General features: G+C 71.9%; 12 protein-coding genes. 2 read left to right on the plus strand and 10 right to left on the minus strand.

Annotation, left to right across the window (positions count from 1 at the left end):
- The first annotated feature begins 56 nt into the window (after positions 1-56).
- A complete protein-coding gene (locus OG711_RS18440) occupies positions 57-944 on the plus strand; it encodes an SURF1 family protein (RefSeq protein WP_266509551.1) in 888 nt (295 codons plus the stop codon).
- Here the strand turns inward: OG711_RS18440 and OG711_RS18445 are convergent.
- The 7 genes from OG711_RS18445 to OG711_RS18475 all read right to left on the minus strand — a co-directional run bounded on the left by OG711_RS18445 (position 917) and on the right by OG711_RS18475 (position 9,469).
- A complete protein-coding gene (locus tag OG711_RS18445; RefSeq protein WP_329559801.1) occupies positions 917-2,233 on the minus strand; it encodes a hypothetical protein in 1,317 nt (438 codons plus the stop codon). The genes OG711_RS18440 and OG711_RS18445 overlap by 28 nt on opposite strands.
- A gap of 101 nt (positions 2,234-2,334) precedes the next feature.
- Positions 2,335-3,003 carry a SigE family RNA polymerase sigma factor gene (locus OG711_RS18450; RefSeq protein ID WP_073783161.1) on the minus strand — a complete coding sequence of 223 codons (669 nt, stop codon included), beginning with the start codon at positions 3,001-3,003 and terminating at the stop codon, positions 2,335-2,337.
- 1,613 nt (positions 3,004-4,616) lie between these two features.
- Positions 4,617-5,675 (minus strand): aspartate-semialdehyde dehydrogenase, encoded by a 1,059-nt coding sequence (locus OG711_RS18455; protein WP_073783158.1) that lies wholly within the window; start codon positions 5,673-5,675, stop codon positions 4,617-4,619.
- Between the two features lie 37 nt (positions 5,676-5,712).
- On the minus strand, positions 5,713-6,993 hold the full coding sequence (locus OG711_RS18460) for an aspartate kinase (protein ID WP_073783156.1): 1,281 nt from the start codon (positions 6,991-6,993) through the stop codon (positions 5,713-5,715).
- Positions 6,994-7,764: 771 nt separating this feature from the next.
- Entirely contained in the window at positions 7,765-8,421 is a 657-nt protein-coding gene (locus OG711_RS18465) for a DUF5063 domain-containing protein (RefSeq protein ID WP_073783154.1), read from the minus strand.
- Positions 8,414-9,013 (minus strand): recombination mediator RecR, encoded by a 600-nt coding sequence (recR, locus tag OG711_RS18470; protein ID WP_073783152.1) that lies wholly within the window; start codon positions 9,011-9,013, stop codon positions 8,414-8,416. Before recR ends, OG711_RS18465 begins: the two co-directional genes overlap by 8 nt.
- Before the next feature lie 114 nt (positions 9,014-9,127).
- The gene (locus OG711_RS18475; protein ID WP_073783150.1) at positions 9,128-9,469 is read right to left on the minus strand and encodes a YbaB/EbfC family nucleoid-associated protein; all 342 of its coding nucleotides are present in this window, start codon (positions 9,467-9,469) and stop codon (positions 9,128-9,130) included.
- Between the two features lie 360 nt (positions 9,470-9,829).
- On the opposite strand from OG711_RS18475, the gene OG711_RS18480 reads away from it, so the two are divergent.
- Positions 9,830-10,612: an SLATT domain-containing protein gene (locus OG711_RS18480; RefSeq protein ID WP_073783148.1), complete on the plus strand. Its 783-nt coding sequence runs from the start codon at positions 9,830-9,832 to the stop codon at positions 10,610-10,612.
- Between the two features lie 1,157 nt (positions 10,613-11,769).
- Here the strand turns inward: OG711_RS18480 and OG711_RS18485 are convergent.
- The 3 genes from OG711_RS18485 to OG711_RS18495 all read right to left on the minus strand — a co-directional run bounded on the left by OG711_RS18485 (position 11,770) and on the right by OG711_RS18495 (position 15,719).
- Positions 11,770-12,420: a hypothetical protein gene (locus tag OG711_RS18485; RefSeq protein WP_073783146.1), complete on the minus strand. Its 651-nt coding sequence runs from the start codon at positions 12,418-12,420 to the stop codon at positions 11,770-11,772.
- A gap of 117 nt (positions 12,421-12,537) precedes the next feature.
- Positions 12,538-14,991, minus strand: a complete 2,454-nt coding sequence (locus OG711_RS18490; RefSeq protein ID WP_329559802.1) for a dolichyl-phosphate beta-glucosyltransferase — start codon at positions 14,989-14,991, stop codon at positions 12,538-12,540.
- Positions 14,988-15,719, minus strand: a complete 732-nt coding sequence (locus OG711_RS18495; RefSeq protein ID WP_073783142.1) for a GntR family transcriptional regulator — start codon at positions 15,717-15,719, stop codon at positions 14,988-14,990. The genes OG711_RS18490 and OG711_RS18495 overlap by 4 nt, the downstream gene beginning before the upstream one ends.
- Positions 15,720-15,843 lie beyond the last annotated feature (124 nt).

The following is a 15,843-nucleotide window of genomic DNA, read 5'->3' on the forward strand; positions in this document are numbered from 1 at the left end:
CGTATGGGACGACCCCACCGCGCGACCGCCCGGTGGGCACCCGTACCGTGGTCGGCGTGTACCGGTTTCTGCTGACGCCCCGTTGGTGGGGCATCAACATCTTCGTCGTGCTGGCCATCCCCTTCTGCGTCTTCATGGGGTCCTGGCAGCTCGGCCGCTTCGAGGACCGGGTCGAGGACCACCGGGCGGCCCCCGGGCAGTCCGCCGCCGCCCGGGCCTCCGAGGCCCGCCCGCTCGCCGAGCTGCTGCCCGTCACCAAGGACACCTCCGGCAAGCGGGCCGAGGCCACGGGCCGGTACGCCGAGCAGTTCCTCGTCCCCGAACGGAAGCTGGACGGCGAGCGCGGCTTCTATGTGCTGAACCTGCTGCGCACCGACGACGGCCCGGCCCTGCCCGTGGTCCGCGGCTGGCTGCCCGGCGAGCCGGGCCGTACCGAGGTGCCCGCCGCGCCGGACGGCGAGGTCACCGTGACGGGCGCGCTCCAGGCGTCCGAGAGCCCCGGCAGCGACGGCGCGCGGACCGCGGGCGGACTGCCGGCCGGTCAGCTCGGGATGATCAGCGCGGCGACGCTGGTGAACCTCGTACCGCACGACCTCCACAACGCGTGGGTGACCCTCGACCACGCGGACGGCGGGATGACGCCCGTCCCGGCGGCGGCACCGCAGAACACCGGGCTGGACCTGAAGGCGTTCCAGAACCTCGGGTACACCGGCGAGTGGTTCGTCTTCGCCGGGTTCGTGGTCTTCATGTGGTTCCGGCTGCTGCGCCGGGAGACGGAGGCGCTGCGGGACGCCGCCCTCGGCATCCCCGAGGACTCCGCCGCGACCGCGACCGCTCCTGCCGTCGCTCCGGCCGCCGCCGTCGCGGCGGGTCCGGGCGGCCCGCGCCACCCGGAACCCGCGTCGCGGACCGCGGATCAGGACGCGGGCAGCGCGCCCGTGTAGTAGACCGTCCCCGCGCACGCGTCGGGGATCGTCGCGGTGGTGGACGGGGAACCGGGCTCCGCCGTGTGCGAGACGCTGACACTGCCGTCCTGCGGCAGGCCCTCCTGGCCGCCGAGCTGCGGCGACGCGGCACCGCCACCGCTCGTCTCCGCGGTGCCGCCCGTGCCGGAGCTCGCCCCTTCCGACGGGGTGGGGTCGGGGGACGGACCGGTCGTGTTGCCGCCGCCGTCCGTCGGGCACTCCTCGGACGGCACCCAGGCGAACCGCACCTCGTACGACGAGCCGGGTTCGAGGATGATCTGCGACGGCACCGAGGCCGGGGACGGCAGGCCCGTCGCCGCGTCACCGTCGGTGTGGGTGAGGGCGGCGAGCCTGGTGGAGTCCGCCGCGCCCTGCCCGGCGGCGTCGACGCTGCCGCCGCCGTCGACCGTGCAGTCGGCGGAGGAGACATTGGCGACCGTGAACGTGCCGTAGACCTTGCCGTCGGGGCCGGGGTCACCGACGTTCGCGACGGCGCTGCCCAGGTCGGTGGGGCCGCAGCTCGGTGAGGTGGCGTTGGAGGTGCCGGAGCCCGGACCCGAACCGGTGCCGGGGGCCGTGCCGGGCGTGCCGCTGCCCGGACCGGTGTCCGTACCGCCGGTCGTCCGTTCCGCGGGCTTGTCCTTCTCGCCCGGCCCGCCGCCCTTGCCGGGGCTGCTCGCGCTGCCGGACGGCTTGCGCGGGCCCTTGCTCGGCCTGCCCTCGCGCTGTTCGGTGCTGGGGGCCTCGCTGCTGGTGCCGCGGGTCTGCTTGCCGTGCCCGACGTGCGACACCTGGGTCTCGGTGCTGCCCGGGTTGTTCGCGACGCGGACGAGCGCCGGGACGGCCGTCCCGATGAGGAGGGCCGCGGCGGCCGCGCCCACGAGCGCCTGCCGCTTGCGGGCCCGGCGCGCGGGGACCGCCCGGCGGAGGTGGTCCAGGGTGCCGTCGGAGGGCTCCAGGTCCTGGACGGCCTGGTGCAGCAGTCCGCGCAGCTCCAGTCCGTCCTCGTCGTCCTCGTCGGTGTCGAGCCGTACGGCCGGGGTGTTGGGGCGGCCGGGCGGGGTGGACGCGGAACCGGTGGGTGAGCCGGTCGCCGCGGAGTGCTTGTCGGAGTGGGGGACGCCGTTGACGTGGGGGGTGCCCTTGTCGGTGGCGTGGTCGCCCCGGGTGGGGGTCGGGTCGCCGGTACCGCCGTCCGCGCCGCTCAGAAGCTTCTTGAGGGCGTCGATCGGTTCGGTGCCGTGCGGCCCCGAGGGGCTCTCGTTCACAGTTGCGTTCCCAGCGTTTCGCTCTTCTTCGGTCCGGTCCCGGGGCTCCCCGTCGCCCTCGTCGGCCGATGGGCCGTCCTGTTCGTGTGGTCGGTCGCCGCTCATTTCTTGGCCCCCATGGTGACGCGCAGCGCGGCTATGCCACGGGAGCCGTACGCCTTCACCGAGCCCAGGGAGACCCCCAGCGTCTCGGCGACCTGGACCTCGGTCATGTCCGCGAAGTACCGCAGGACGAGCACCTCGCGCTGGCGGCGCTGGAGCCCCTTCATCGCCTGGATCAGGGCGTCACGCTCCAGCAGGTCGTACGCGCCCTCCTCCGCGCTCGCCATGTCCGGCATCGGCTTCGAGAGCAGCTTGAGGCCGAGTATGCGGCGGCGCAGGGCGGACCTGGAGAGGTTCACCACCGTCTGCCGCAGGTACGCGAGCGTCTTCTCCGGCTCACGGACGCGCTTGCGCGCGGAGTGGACGCGGATGAACGCCTCCTGGACGACGTCCTCGCAGGAGGCGGTGTCGTCGAGGAGGAGCGCGGCCAGGCCGAGCAGGGATCGGTAGTGGGCGCGGTACGTCTCGGTGAGGTGGTCGACCGTGGTGCCCTCGGCCTTGACGTCCTCCGCCCCTTTTCGCTGGGGTGTCACCTGGGTGGGTCGCGTCGCGGGCACGGGGGCGATCACCGGCATGCCGCCGGGCGCGGCGACCGCGCGCGGACGCCTGGGCGGACGCAGGACGGTGCCCCGTGCCTGGACCGCTGAGAAATCGAGTACCTCTGCCACGCCAGTTGGACACACATCCCCCCGTGAGGGTTGTACGCGACGGGTGTCACAGTGTTTCCGGGCGTTCTGTCTGACATGGCGTCATCTGCCCACATGCGTACCAGCTCTTCCCTCTACCCCGATTTGTCCGCGCCCCCGCGCCCCCTGGTCGGTCCCGCATGCCCGCGAGGGCGTACGCGAAGACGCGGGCCGCGGTGTGCTTGGTTGCACACCGCGGTGGTGGGTCTTGGACGCCGGGCGAGGCTGGTGGGACTTACGGAGATCCTACAAACGAAACGGCCCTTGGCCAGCAGAGATTCTTTACGGGTCGCCTTCGCTTGCGCTTCTGAGGTCTTTCGGGGTGAGCGCACGTGGCCCCGTGCGGGGCGCTTGGTGGTTGCGCAGTTCCCCTGCGGGTCGCCTTCGCTTGCGCTTCCGAGGTCTGTCCGGCTGGGCGCGCTTGTCCCTGTGCCGTCGCCCGGTGGTTTGCGCGGTTCCTCGCGCCCCTGGGTACTCGGGGCTGGGCGGACTCGTTCCTGTGCCGTCGTTCGGTGGGTGCGCGGTTCCTCGCGCCCCTGGGTACTCGGGGCTGGGCGCACTTGTTCCTGTGCCGTCGTTCGGTGGTTTGCGCGGCTGGGCGCGCTTGTCCCTGTGCCGTCGCCCGGTGGTTTGCGCGGTTCCTCGCGCCCCTGAGTACTCGGGGCTGGGCGTGCTCGTTCCAGTGCTGTCGTTCGTGGGTTTCGCGCGGTTCCTCGCGCCCCTGGGTAGTCGGGGGTGGGCGGACTTCGTTCCTGTGCCGTCGCTCGTCGGGTGCGCAGTTCCCCGCGCCCCTGGGTAGTCGGGGGTGGGCGGACTTCGTTCCTGTGCCGTCGCTCGTGGGGTGCGCAGTTCCTCGCGCCCCTGGGTAGTCGGGGGTGGGCGTACTTCGTTCCTGTGCCGTCGCTCGGTGGTTTGCGCAGTTCCTCGCGCCCCTGGGTAGTCGGGGCTGGGCGGACTTCGTTCCTGTGCCGTCGCTCGTCGGGTGCGCAGTTCCCCGCGCCCCTGGGTTTCTTGTGCCGGGCGTGCTTGTTCCCGTGCGGGCCGTTCGTGGGTGCGCGGTTCCTCGCGCCCCTGGGTGCCCGGGGCCGGGCGTACTTCGTTCCTGTGCCGTCGCTCGGTGGGTGCGCGGTTCCTCGCGCCCCTGGGTGCTGCCACTTCGGGTCTGTTCGTCGGGTGCGGGTCGCCCTCGTCTTCGCGCGGTTCCTCGCGCCCCTTTGGGGCGCGTTCTGTTTGTTCTTCGGGGCGGGGCCGGTCGGGATTCTCCGTCCTCGCTCCAACGCGCTCGGTCGGACGTCCCCCTTGCCCTGCTGAAGAGCATCGGAGTCTGCGGGCAGAGATTCCCGCCCACCCCCTTCGGCAGCCGAGCGGCTGCGCGAGGAGAGGGGTGCCCCTTCAGGGGCGCGGGGAACTGCGCAAAAGACGAGGGCCGGCCCGCAGCCGAAGAGCTACCGCAAGGGGGCAGCATCCAGGGGCGCGGGGAACTGCGCACCCACGAACGACCCGCACGGGACAAGTGCGCCCGGCACGGGAAAGCTCGGGGCGCGGGCGAAGGCGGCCCCGGGCGGGGGAAGCCGGGGGGAAGGGGGCGGCGACGCTCAGCCGCGTAGGCGGTCCGCGGCGATCAGCTCGGCCAGCTGCGTCGCGTTCAGCGCGGCGCCCTTGCGGAGGTTGTCCCCGCAGACGAAGAGTTCGAGCGCGGCGGGATCGTCGAGATTGCGCCGGACCCGGCCCACCCAGGTGGGATCGGTCCCGACCACGTCCGCGGGCGTGGGGAACTCCCCGGACCCGGGATCGTCGAAGAGGACCACACCCGGCGCCGTCGCGAGGATCTCGCGGGCCCGGTCCACGGTGACCTCGTCCTGGAACCTCGCGTGCACCGTCGCCGAATGCGTCGTGACCACCGGCACCCGGATGCATGTCGCCGTGACCTTGAGGTCCGGCAGACCGAGGATCTTGCGGGACTCGTCCCGGACCTTCATCTCCTCCGAGGACCAGCCCTCCTCCCGTACCTCACCTGCCCACGGCACGAGATTCAGGGCGACGGGCTCGGGGAACGGTCCCGTACGGTCACCGACCGCGCGCCGGATGTCGCCGGGCGCCGTGCCCAGCTCCGTACCGGCGACCATCGCGATCTGCGCGCGCAGCGTGTCGACCCCGGCGCGGCCCGCGCCGCTCGCCGCCTGGAACGCGGAGACGATCAGTTCCCGCAGTCCGAACTCCGCGTGCAGCGCCCCGATCGCGACGATCATCGACAGCGTCGTGCAGTTCGGGTTGGCGACGATGCCCCGCGGGCGTACCCGTGCCGCGTGCGGGTTGACCTCGGGGACCACCAGCGGGACGTCCGGGTCCATCCGGAACGCCGCGGAGTTGTCCACGACGACCACGCCCTTGGACGCGGCGATGGGCGCCCACCGCGCGGCGATGTCGTCGGGGGTGTCGAACATCGCGATGTCGACCCCGTCGAACGCCTCCTCGGTGAGCGCCACGACCTCGACCTCCTCCCCGCGCACGGCCAGCTTGCGGCCGGCCGAGCGCGGGGAGGCGATCAGGCGGATCTCGCCCCAGATGTCCGCGTGCTGGGACAGGATCTGGAGCATGACCGAGCCGACGACCCCGGTCGCCCCCACGACCGCGAGGGTCGGGCGCGCGGTCATCGGCGCCGGGCCACGGGGCGTCGGCCCGGGTGAGCGGTCATCGTCCGGTGCCTCCGTAGACCACGGCCTCGTCCGAGTCGGAGTCCAGGCCGAAGGCCGTGTGGACGGCGCGGACGGCTTCCGTCACATCGTCGGCACGGGTGACCACCGAGATCCGGATCTCGGAGGTCGAGATCAGCTCGATGTTCACGCTGGCGTTGCTGAGCGCCTCGAAGAACGCCGCGGTCACGCCCGGGTTGGTCTTCATCCCGGCGCCGACCAGGGAGATCTTCGCGATCTGGTCGTCGTAGCGCAGGGACTCGAAGCCGACGCGCGACTTCAGGGAGTCCAGGGCGTCGATCGCCTTGCGGCCCTCCGCCTTCGGGAGGGTGAAGGAGATGTCGGTGAGACCCGTGGACGCGGCCGACACGTTCTGCACGATCATGTCGATATTGATCTCGGAGTCCGCGATGGTCCGGAAGAGCGCGGCTGCCTCGCCCGGCTTGTCGGGCACACCGACGACGGTGATCTTCGCCTCGGAGGTGTCGTGCGCGACACCCGAGATGATGGCCTGCTCCACCTTGTGCTCTCCCTTCCCAGGGTGTGGTTCGTTGCTGACCCAGGTGCCCTGGAGTCCGGAGAAGGACGAGCGCACATGGATCGGGATGTTGTAGCGGCGGGCGTACTCCACACAGCGGTGGAGCAGCACCTTGGAACCGGAGCTTGCCAGCTCCAGCATGTCCTCGAAGGAGATCGAGTCGATCTTGCGGGCTTTCTTCACGACGCGGGGGTCAGCGGTGAAGACGCCGTCCACATCGGTGTAGATCTCGCAGACCTCCGCGTCCAGGGCCGCGGCGAGGGCCACGGCCGTGGTGTCGGAGCCGCCCCGACCGAGGGTCGTGATGTCCTTCTTGTCCGCGGAGACGCCCTGGAAACCGGCGACGATGGCGATGTTGCCCTCGTCGAGCGCGGTGCGGATACGGCCCGGCGTGACGTCGATGATGCGCGCCTTGTTGTGGACGGAGTCCGTGATGACGCCGGCCTGGCTGCCGGTGAACGACTGCGCCTCGTGGCCCAGGTTTTTGATCGCCATCGCCAGCAGGGCCATGGAGATACGCTCTCCCGCGGTCAGCAGCATGTCGAACTCGCGCCCGGCGGGCATCGGTGACACCTGCTCCGCGAGATCGATCAGCTCGTCCGTCGTGTCGCCCATCGCGGAGACCACGACAACCACCTGGTTGCCGCTCTGCTTGGCCTCGACGATTCGCTTGGCGACGCGCTTGATGCCCTCGGCATCTGCTACGGATGAGCCTCCGTACTTCTGCACGACAAGGCCCACTTGCGTTCGCTCCTCGCTCGGTCCGGTTTGTCCGCCTGTGGGCGGTCGGATCGGTCAGTTGGGGGTCAAGACAGTTTAACTAGCGGCTCCGGAACACCCCGGGGGGATCGCATCGTGAGATACGGGACCACGGGGTGGTCGGTTGTGCGTATGCCCGGGGGCGGGCGGTGGCAAGCGGAAAGTGGGGGGCGTCACAGTTCGCCTTCGCTTGCGCTTCCGAGGTTTCCTGCACTGGGCGTACTTGTTCCCGTGCGGGCCGTTCGTGGGTGCGCGGTTCCCCGCGGGTCGCCTTCGCTTGCGCTTCCGGGTTACCTGTGCCGGGCGTACGTGTCCCTGTGCGGGTCGCTCGTGGGGTGCGCAGTTCCCCGCGCCCCTGGGGTTCCCCACCTGGGCGTACCTGTTCCTGTGCGGGTACGGACGTGGGTGCGCAGTTCCCCGCGCCCCTGGATGCTGCCCCCTTGCGGTCGCTCTTCGGGTGCGGGTGCGCCCTCGTCTTTTGCGCAGTTCCCCGCGCCCCTTGAGGGGCACTCCTCTCCTCGTGCAGTCGCGCTGCTGCGGGAGGGGGTGGGCGGGAATCTCTGCTCGCAGACTCCGATGCTCTTCAGTAGAGCCACTGAACGTCGTACCGAGCGTGTCGGATCGAGGACGGAGAATCCCGACCGGCACCGACCCGAAGAACCGACCGGGTGCGCCCCAAAGGGGCGCGGGGAACTGCGCACCCCACGAGCGACGGCTCGGGGACAAGTGCGCCCAGCTGAACAGACCTGGGGGTCAGGGGGTGTGGAGGCCCAGGGGGTGGGCGATCTCCTGGGTCATGACACGGCCCGCCTCCTCCGCGAGGATCTCATCGCTGAGCTCCTCGTCCGTGTCCAGCCCGTCCAGCTCCTGGAGCGGCTGGTTCAGCCGCACATGGGCGACCACCGACTGGAGGGCCCGCAGCGCGCCCGACGCGGTCGAGCCCCAGTTGGAGAAGTACGAGAACTGCCACCACCACAACGCCTCGGTCGTGCGCCCCGCACGGTAGTGGGCCATCCCGTGCCGCAGATCGGCCATGACGTCGGAGAGGTCGTCGGAGATCCGGCACGGCACGGGCGCCTTGCGGGGCTCGTACGGGTCGAAGACCTCCGAGTACACGTCGACCGGTTCGAGCAGCGCGGCGAGCCGCTCCCGCACGTCGTCGACGTCCGGCTCGGCGCCGAGATCGGGCTCGTACCGCTCATCGGGGACGATGTCCTCGTGCGCGCCGAGCCGGCCGCCGGCCAGCAGCAGCTGGGACACCTCCAGCAGCAGGAACGGCACCGCGGAATCGGGCTCGTCCCCCTTCGCGACCTCCGTGACCGCGACGAGGAAGCTCGCGATCTGGTCGGAGATCTGGACCGCGAAGTCGTCGGGGTCCTGGGTCGTCGAGTGCAGCGTGGCGTCAGACATCTAGGAGTCTTCTCCCCTCAAAGGCGCGGCCCAGGGTCACCTCGTCCGCATATTCCAGGTCTCCGCCCACGGGCAGGCCACTCGCCAGCCGGGTGACCCGCAGGCCCATGGGCTTGATCATCCGCGCGAGGTACGTGGCCGTGGCCTCGCCCTCCAGGTTCGGGTCCGTCGCGAGGATCAGCTCGGTGACCGTGCCGTCCGCGAGGCGGGCGAGGAGCTCCCGGATGCGCAGATCGTCGGGGCCGACGCCCTCGATGGGGCTGATGGCGCCGCCGAGGACGTGGTAGCGGCCCCGGAACTCACGGGTCCGCTCGACCGCGACGACGTCCTTCGGTTCCTCGACCACACAGATGACGGCGAGGTCCCGGCGGGCGTCACGGCAGATGCCGCACAGCTCCTCCTGCGCGACGTTCCCGCAGATCGCGCAGAAGCGGACCTTGGCCTTGACCTCCATCAGGGCCTGGGCGAGCCGGCGGACGTCCGTCGGCTCGGCCTGGAGGATGTGGAAGGCGATCCGCTGCGCGCTCTTGGGACCGACGCCGGGCAGCCTGCCCAGTTCGTCGATGAGGTCCTGGACCACGCCTTCGTACAACGGATTGCCTTTCGGGGTGGCTGGGTGCGGTTCACGGTTATGCCTTCGGTACGTAACCGTAGTTGGCCGTGGGCCGCCTTAGAAGCCGTGTGGCGGCTTCTCTCGGACCTTCTCTCAGAAGGGGAGGCCCGGGATGCCGCCGCCGCCGAGGCCCTGGGCCAGCGGGCCGAGCTTGTCCTGCTGGAGCCGCTGGGCGTTCTCGTTCGCGGCCTGGACCGCCGCGACCACCAGGTCCGCGAGGGTCTCCGTGTCGTCCGCGTCCACCGCCTTCGGGTCGATGACGAGCCCGCGCAGCTCCCCGGAGCCGTTCACCGTCGCCCGGACGAGGCCGCCGCCGGCCTGGCCCTCGACCTCGGTGGCCGCCAGCTCCTCCTGCGCGCGTGCGAGGTCCTGCTGCATCTTCTGGGCCTGCTGGAGCAGCTGCTGCATATTGGGCTGGCCACCACCGGGAATCACGATCAGCTCCTGTTGCCGACACCTGGCGCGTCGGCGGACGACGGTACGACGGGCGGCGGGTTTCCCCGCCTGGCACGAGCCTACGTGCTCCCGGGTCGGCTCGCCCCAGCACTCTTTCGAGTGACGCGGCGGTACCGCCTATATCCGACCAAGCGCCACGTTCAGGCGTATATCTCGCGAACAGGTGCCCATGGCCACCCATTGGGCGGTAGGAAAGGGGCCGCCGGGGGGACCGGACGGGGCGCTCGCGTCACGTACCGTCGCCCTTCCGTGACACAGGGCCGTCCAGCCGCGCGGTGAGCGCCGGACGGCGGCGGGACAGCAGCAGGACGACTGGCGGGACAAAGGGGAGAGTGCCGGGTGAGTCAGCCGGAGATGCAGCCCGAGGGGCAGCCCGAGGGGACGTCCCCGGAGGGCCGGGGCGAGGGCGGCGGGGCGCGGCCGGGCGATCTTTCGGGACGGCGGCTCCCGCTCGGGGACTGGGGCGAGCCCGCGGACCGGCTCGACGAGCTGTACCGGTGGGTGGAGCTCGGTGCGCTGGACACCGTGCGGTGGTACCTCGCGGACCGGGTGTGGAAGCGGAGGTGCGCGCGTGCGCTGCGGGGCGGGGCGGCGGTGCTGGGGGTGGCCGGCGCGGCCCTTCCGGTGGCCGATCCGGCCGGGGCGGGGGGCGGGGTCGCGCGGTGGGGGTATCTGGCGCTGCTGCTCGCGGTGGCGTGTGTGGGGTGCGACCGTTTCTTCGGACTGACGTCCGGGTGGATGCGGGACGTGGCCACCGCGCAGGCGGTGCAGCGCAGGCTCCAGGTGCTTCAGTTCGACTGGGCGTCGGAGTGTGTGCGGGAGGTGCTGGGGCCCGCGGAGGGGACCGCCTCGGAGGCGGTCGACCGGTGTCTGTCGGTGCTGCGCAGGTTCTCCGACGATGTGCTGGAGATGGTGCGGGTGGAGACCACGGACTGGATGGCGGAGTTCCGGGCGGGGCCCGTGCCGCTGGGGCTCCAGGCGGGGGTGGCCGGGGTGCTGCTGGGGCGGGGGGAGACGGGGGGTGGTGGCGGGCGGAGTGCGGTGCCGCAGGTCGGGGGGGCCGGGGGGGCGGGGGGCGCTCGGCCGAACATGCCTCGGCAGCGGCCGCCGGAGCCCCGCTGAGGCCCGTCCGGGGTGGTCCGAGTTTCCTGTGCCGGGCGTACTCCGTTCCCCGCGGGTCGCCTTCGCTTGCGGCCGCCTGGGTTTCTTGTGCTGGGCGTACTTGTTTCCTGTGCCGTCGCTCGGTGGGTTTGCGCAGTTCCCCGCGCCCCTTTGGGGCGCATCCGGCTTGTTCTTCGGGTCGGTGCCGGTCGGGATTCTCCGTCCTCGATCCGACACGCTCGGTACGACGTTCAGTGGATCTACTGAAGAGCATCGGAGTCTGCGAGCAGAGATTCCCGCCCACCCCCTCCCGTAGCCGGGCGAGTGCGGGAGGAGGGGGGTCCGCAAGCGAAGGACCCGCACCCTGACCGACAGCCTGAAGAGGCGCCCCCAAAGGGGCGCGGGGAACTGCGCGAGCAACCAGGGACCACCCGCACCCGAACGGGCAGCGCAAGGGGCGCGACCTCAGGGGCGCGGGGAACTGCGCGAAGACGAGGACCGGCCCGCACCCGAAGAGCTACCGCAAGAGGGCAGCATCCAGGGGCGCGAGGAACTGCGCACCCCACGAGCGACCCGCACAGGGACACATACGCCCAGCACAGGAAACCCCGAAGCGCCAGCGAAGGCGGCCTGCGGGGAACCGCGCGAAGACGAGGACCGGCCCGCACCCGAAGAGCTACCGCAAGGGGGCAGCATCCAGGGGCGCGGGGAACTGCGCACCCACGGACCTACCCGCACAGGAACAGGTACGCCCAGGTGGGGAACCCCAGGGGCGCGAGGAACTGCGCACCCCACGAGCGACCCGCACAGGGACACGTACGCCCAGCACAGACAACCCGGAAGCGCCAGCGAAGGCGGCCTGCGGGGAACCGCGCGAAGACGAGGACCGGCCCGCACCCGAAGAGCTACCGCAAGGGGGCAGCATCCAGGGGCGCGGGGAACTGCGCACCCACGGACCTACCCGCACAGGAACAGGTACGCCCAGGCGGGGAACCCCAGGGGCGCGGGGAACTGCGCACCCACGTCCGGCCCGCACGGGAACAGGTACGTCCACCCGGACAGACCTGGGAAGCGCCAGCGAAGGCGGCCTGCGGACGAACTGCGCACCCCACGAGCGACCCGCACAGGGACACGTACGCCCAGCGCAGGTAGCCCGGGAGCGGCGGGGGCGGGCTGGGTCAGCTGAAGATGATCATGCTGCCCTGGGCGAGGCTACGGGTCGCGGCGGCGTGGAGGCCCAGCCACACGTGCCGTTCCCTGGCGAAGGGGCTGTCGTCGAGGGGGACGGCCGCCGCCGGCTCCTCCAGGGACGTGGGGCCGGGCGGCGGCGAGGGCGCCCCCGGCGGATTCGCGGGGTCGATGCCGATCGACGGCGCCACGAACTCCAGCTCACGGAGCAGCCCGTGCGCGGACCCCAGCGGTCCGCCCCCCGCGAGCAGCTCGTCGTTGGACAGCGGGACGGGGAAGTCCAGCGGGACGTACGCCCCGGCGTGGTCGTAGTGCCACACCAGGTGCGACTGCTTGGCCGAGCCCTCGAACATCTCCAGCAGCTGCTCGTAGTCCCCGCCCAGCTCGTCGACGGGCGACACCGCGAGCCCGGTCAGCTGGAGCAGGTACGCGCGCCGCAGGAAGTGCAGGGCGTCGTAGTCGAACCCGGCGACGGGCGCGACGTCCCCGGACAGCCCCGGCATGTACGCGTACACCGGGACCGGGGGCAGCCCCGCCTCGCCCAGGGTGCGGTCGTAGAGCGCGAGTTCCTCGGCGAAGGGGTTGTCGGGGCTGTGGCAGAGCACGTCGACGAGGGGGACCAGCCAGAGGTCACAGGCCAAGGGTGGGCTCTCCTTGTACGGTCCGGCGGCAGGAGCGCGCCGCATACGGCGAACACGTCGGTCACGGGAAGGGTAATGCGCGGGGGTTGCTTCGGCTGCCCCGTCGGCGGGACCGTTTCAGTTCCGCGGCGGGAGGTCCCACAGCCACACCCCGTCGCGCCACTTCCCGGGATGGCCGAGGAGCTGTTCGAGGGCCTGGCGCAGCGCCCCCGCGCCGGGCTGCGGGACGACGACGACCGCTCCGGCCCGCCAGAAGTCGAGGTCGCGGCGGGCCTGTTCCCGCCAGGCGTCGCCGATCTCCGGGACCTTGCCGCTGTAGCGCACGTCGCGCAGCATGTTGGAGGTCCAGCGGGGCGCCGAGCCGTAGACGCCGATCCGGTCGGGGCCGTAGGGGCCGTTGAAGTAGCCGCCGGGCAGCCGGAAGCCGAGGTCGGCGGTGGTCTGCCAGTGCAGCGGTTCGGCGACGGCCGGGTCGGGCAGCGGTACGGGGACGAGGCTCTCGCCGTTCGCGGTGTCGACGTACTCGCGCCAGTTGCCGTCCGCGATGAAGGCGGGCACGGGGGCGCGGTCCACGGCCTTGAGCGGCAGGGGGAAGAGGGGCAGGAGGGCCGCGACGGCGGCGGCCGGGACGGCGTGGCGCACGGCGCCCTCGGCGGTGCGGGCCGCGTCGAGGGCGAGGGCCAGCAGGATGCCGAGGACGGGGGCGCAGATCATCGCGACCCGGGACTCGATGACGGACTCGAACAGCGGGGCCGAGGCGAGGAGCTTCCAGGGGCCGGGCAGCGCGAGGTCGGTGAAGGGGACGGGGACCCGGATGCCGAGGGACAGCGCGGCGGCGGCGAACGCGGTGAACGCGAGGGCTTTGACGGCGGTGCGCCGCCAGAGCACGATCACGATCGCGGTGGTCAGGGTGAGCAGCGGCCAGCCGTAGAAGGCGTTCTGCTCGGTGGGGTTCGCGGACAGGGCGGCGGCGTTGGCGGCGTCGCCCGCGAGGGAGCGTTCCGCGAAGGAGAGCAGGGCGAGGGGGCTGTTGCCGGTGTTGTCGCCGTGCACGACATGGGTGTAGCTCTGCGGGCCGAAGAACTGCCAGGACAGCGGGAAGGCGACCAGCGGCAGACAGACGGCGAGCGCGATCAGCAGTCCGCGGCCGAGCGGACGCCACACCGCGCGGGCCACGTCACGGCGCGCCAGCCCGTATCCGGCGGCGAACAGCAGCATGCCCATCGCGGCGAGCAGCAGCGGTTCCTCGCCGAGGAAGATCTGGTACGTGGCCATCAGCCCGAGGACGATCCCGTCGCGCACGACGCGGCGGCCCTCGCACAGTCGCAGGGCGCGGTCGACGATCAGCGGCATCATGAACAGCACCACGAAGTTGGGGTGCGCGTTGGCGTGGCTGATCATCGGGGGCGCGAAGGTGGCGAGGGCGGCGCCGGTCGCGGCGGCGCCCCGGTGGCCGGTGAAGCGTCTGACCAGCAGCCAGTACCAGCAGACGGCGGTGGCGGCGAGGCCGAGCGTCATCACGAGGTTGAGGGTGACGGCCGGGCCGAACATCCAGGTGACGGGCGCGAAGGGGATCGACAGTCCCAGCATGGCGGTGTTGGCCATGAGGTTCACGCCGTCGGGATAGCCCTGGAGGGTGGTGTAGAGGGGGTTGTCGAGGCGGGCGACGTTGTCGGCGGTGACCGCGAAGAACCATTCCCACTGGTTCTGGTCCTGCATCGAGTCGACGAGGTAGCGCCCGCCGGGGTCGGCCCAGCGGCCCGCGTACAGCAGGGTCGAGGCGAGCAGGAACAGCGCGGCGACGGCGAGGTCGGCGCCGCGCAGCGCGCGCAGGGCGGCGGCGGGCCGGTGGAAGGGTTTGCGGGCGGTGAGCCGGGAGAGTTCGGCGAGGACGCGGGCGTAGTCGAGGGGCCGGACCTTGGAGCCGGGCTGGTGGGCCCAGCGGACGGGGACCTCGGCGACGGGCCAGCTCCGGCGGCGGAAGTACTGGAGTATCTCGACGTCTATGCCCCAGCCGGTGAGCCGGGAGGCGGCGAACGCGGTCCGGGCGCGTTCGCCGTCGAAGAGCTTGAATCCGCACTGGGTGTCGCGGATGCCGGGGACGGCGACGCCGCGTATCAGGAAGTTTCCGCCGCGGCCGAGGAGTTCGCGTATGCGGTGCTGGTGGCGTTCTATCGTGGCGCCGTCGGTGGCCCGGGACCCTATGGCGGCGCTGTGGCCGTCGGTGAGGGCCTTGGAGAGGCGTTCGAGTTCGGTGATCGGCGCGGCCAGGTCGGCGTCGGTGACGAGGACCCGGCGGCCGTAGGAGGCGAGCACCCCGGCGCGCAGGGCGTGGCCCTTGCCCCGGTTGCGGCCGAGCCGCAGGACACGTATCCGGTGGTCGCGGGCGGCGACGGCGTCGGCGATCTCCCGGGTGCGGTCCGTGGAACCGTCGTCGACGACGATCAGCTCCCAGTCGGTCCAGTGGCTGTCCGGGGCGCTGAGGTACGCGCTGATCGTCTCCAGGGTGGGGCCGAGCCGTCGTTCCTCGTTGTACGCGGGGACCACCACCGTCAGGTCGACGGTGCTCATCCGGTGGCGAGCCCTTCTATCAGTTCCAGTGCGTGGGTGTTGTAGGCGGCGACGACGGCCTGGGAGCCGGTCCGGTCGCGGGCGGACAGCGCGTCGACGAGTTCGGTGTGCGCGGCCCACAGCCGTCCGGCGAGGTCGCGTTCGCCGCGCAGCAGCGGGACGGCGCAGCTCCAGGACTGCACGCGCAGCCGGTGCAGGAAGTCGGTGAGGTACGGGTTGCCGAAGATGGCGCCGAGTTCGCGCCAGAACCGCAGGTCGTAGCCGATGAGGACGTTGAGGTCCCCGGCGAGCGCGGCGCGTTCGGCCTCCTCGCCGCGGCGGCGTACGGCGGCGAGCGCCGTCTGGACGCCGGGGCTCCAGGCGGCGGCGGTGATGCCCTGGAAGAGGGCGTCGGTGACGAGGCTGCGGGCCTCGACCATGCCCCGGAAGTCCGCCAGGGAGTACTCGTGGACCTGGAATCCCCGGTGCTGGACGGCGTCGAGCAGTCCTTGCGCGGAGAGGTCGACGAGTGCCTCGCGGACGGGGGTGGCGGACACCCCGTACTGTTCGGCGATCTCCTTGACGGTGAACTCCTGGCCGGGCTGGAGCCGTCCGGCGAGCACCTCGTCACGCAGGGCGTCCGCGATCTGCTGGCGCAGCGTGCTCCTGGTCACGGCGGCGTTGGTCCCGGTGCCCCCGGAACCCTTGGTGCCGTCGGCGTGGCCGAAGCCGGTCCCGATGCCGGGCATATGGGCGTCCCTCCCCCGCGTTACGGGCGCGAAATCGCTCTGACGAGCGGGGGTAACCCTACGCGGTCGGCGGGGCCGGGCGGCGGCACGGAGCGTCGCGTGCCGTTGTGGGACCGGTGGTGCG

Source organism: Streptomyces uncialis (genome assembly GCF_036250755.1).
GTDB classification, from domain to species: Bacteria; Actinomycetota; Actinomycetes; order Streptomycetales; family Streptomycetaceae; genus Streptomyces; species Streptomyces uncialis.

Bases quoted from the DNA above. Each gene is read 5' to 3' on its own strand.
- OG711_RS18490 (WP_329559802.1), bottom strand. From the start codon at position 14,991: ATGAGCACCGTCGACCTGACGGTGGTGGTCCCCGCGTACAACGAGGAA.
- OG711_RS18495 (WP_073783142.1), bottom strand. From the start codon at position 15,719: ATGCCCGGCATCGGGACCGGCTTCGGCCACGCCGACGGCACCAAGGGT.
- OG711_RS18455 (WP_073783158.1), bottom strand. From the start codon at position 5,675: ATGACCGCGCGCCCGACCCTCGCGGTCGTGGGGGCGACCGGGGTCGTC.
- OG711_RS18465 (WP_073783154.1), bottom strand. From the start codon at position 8,421: ATGTCTGACGCCACGCTGCACTCGACGACCCAGGACCCCGACGACTTC.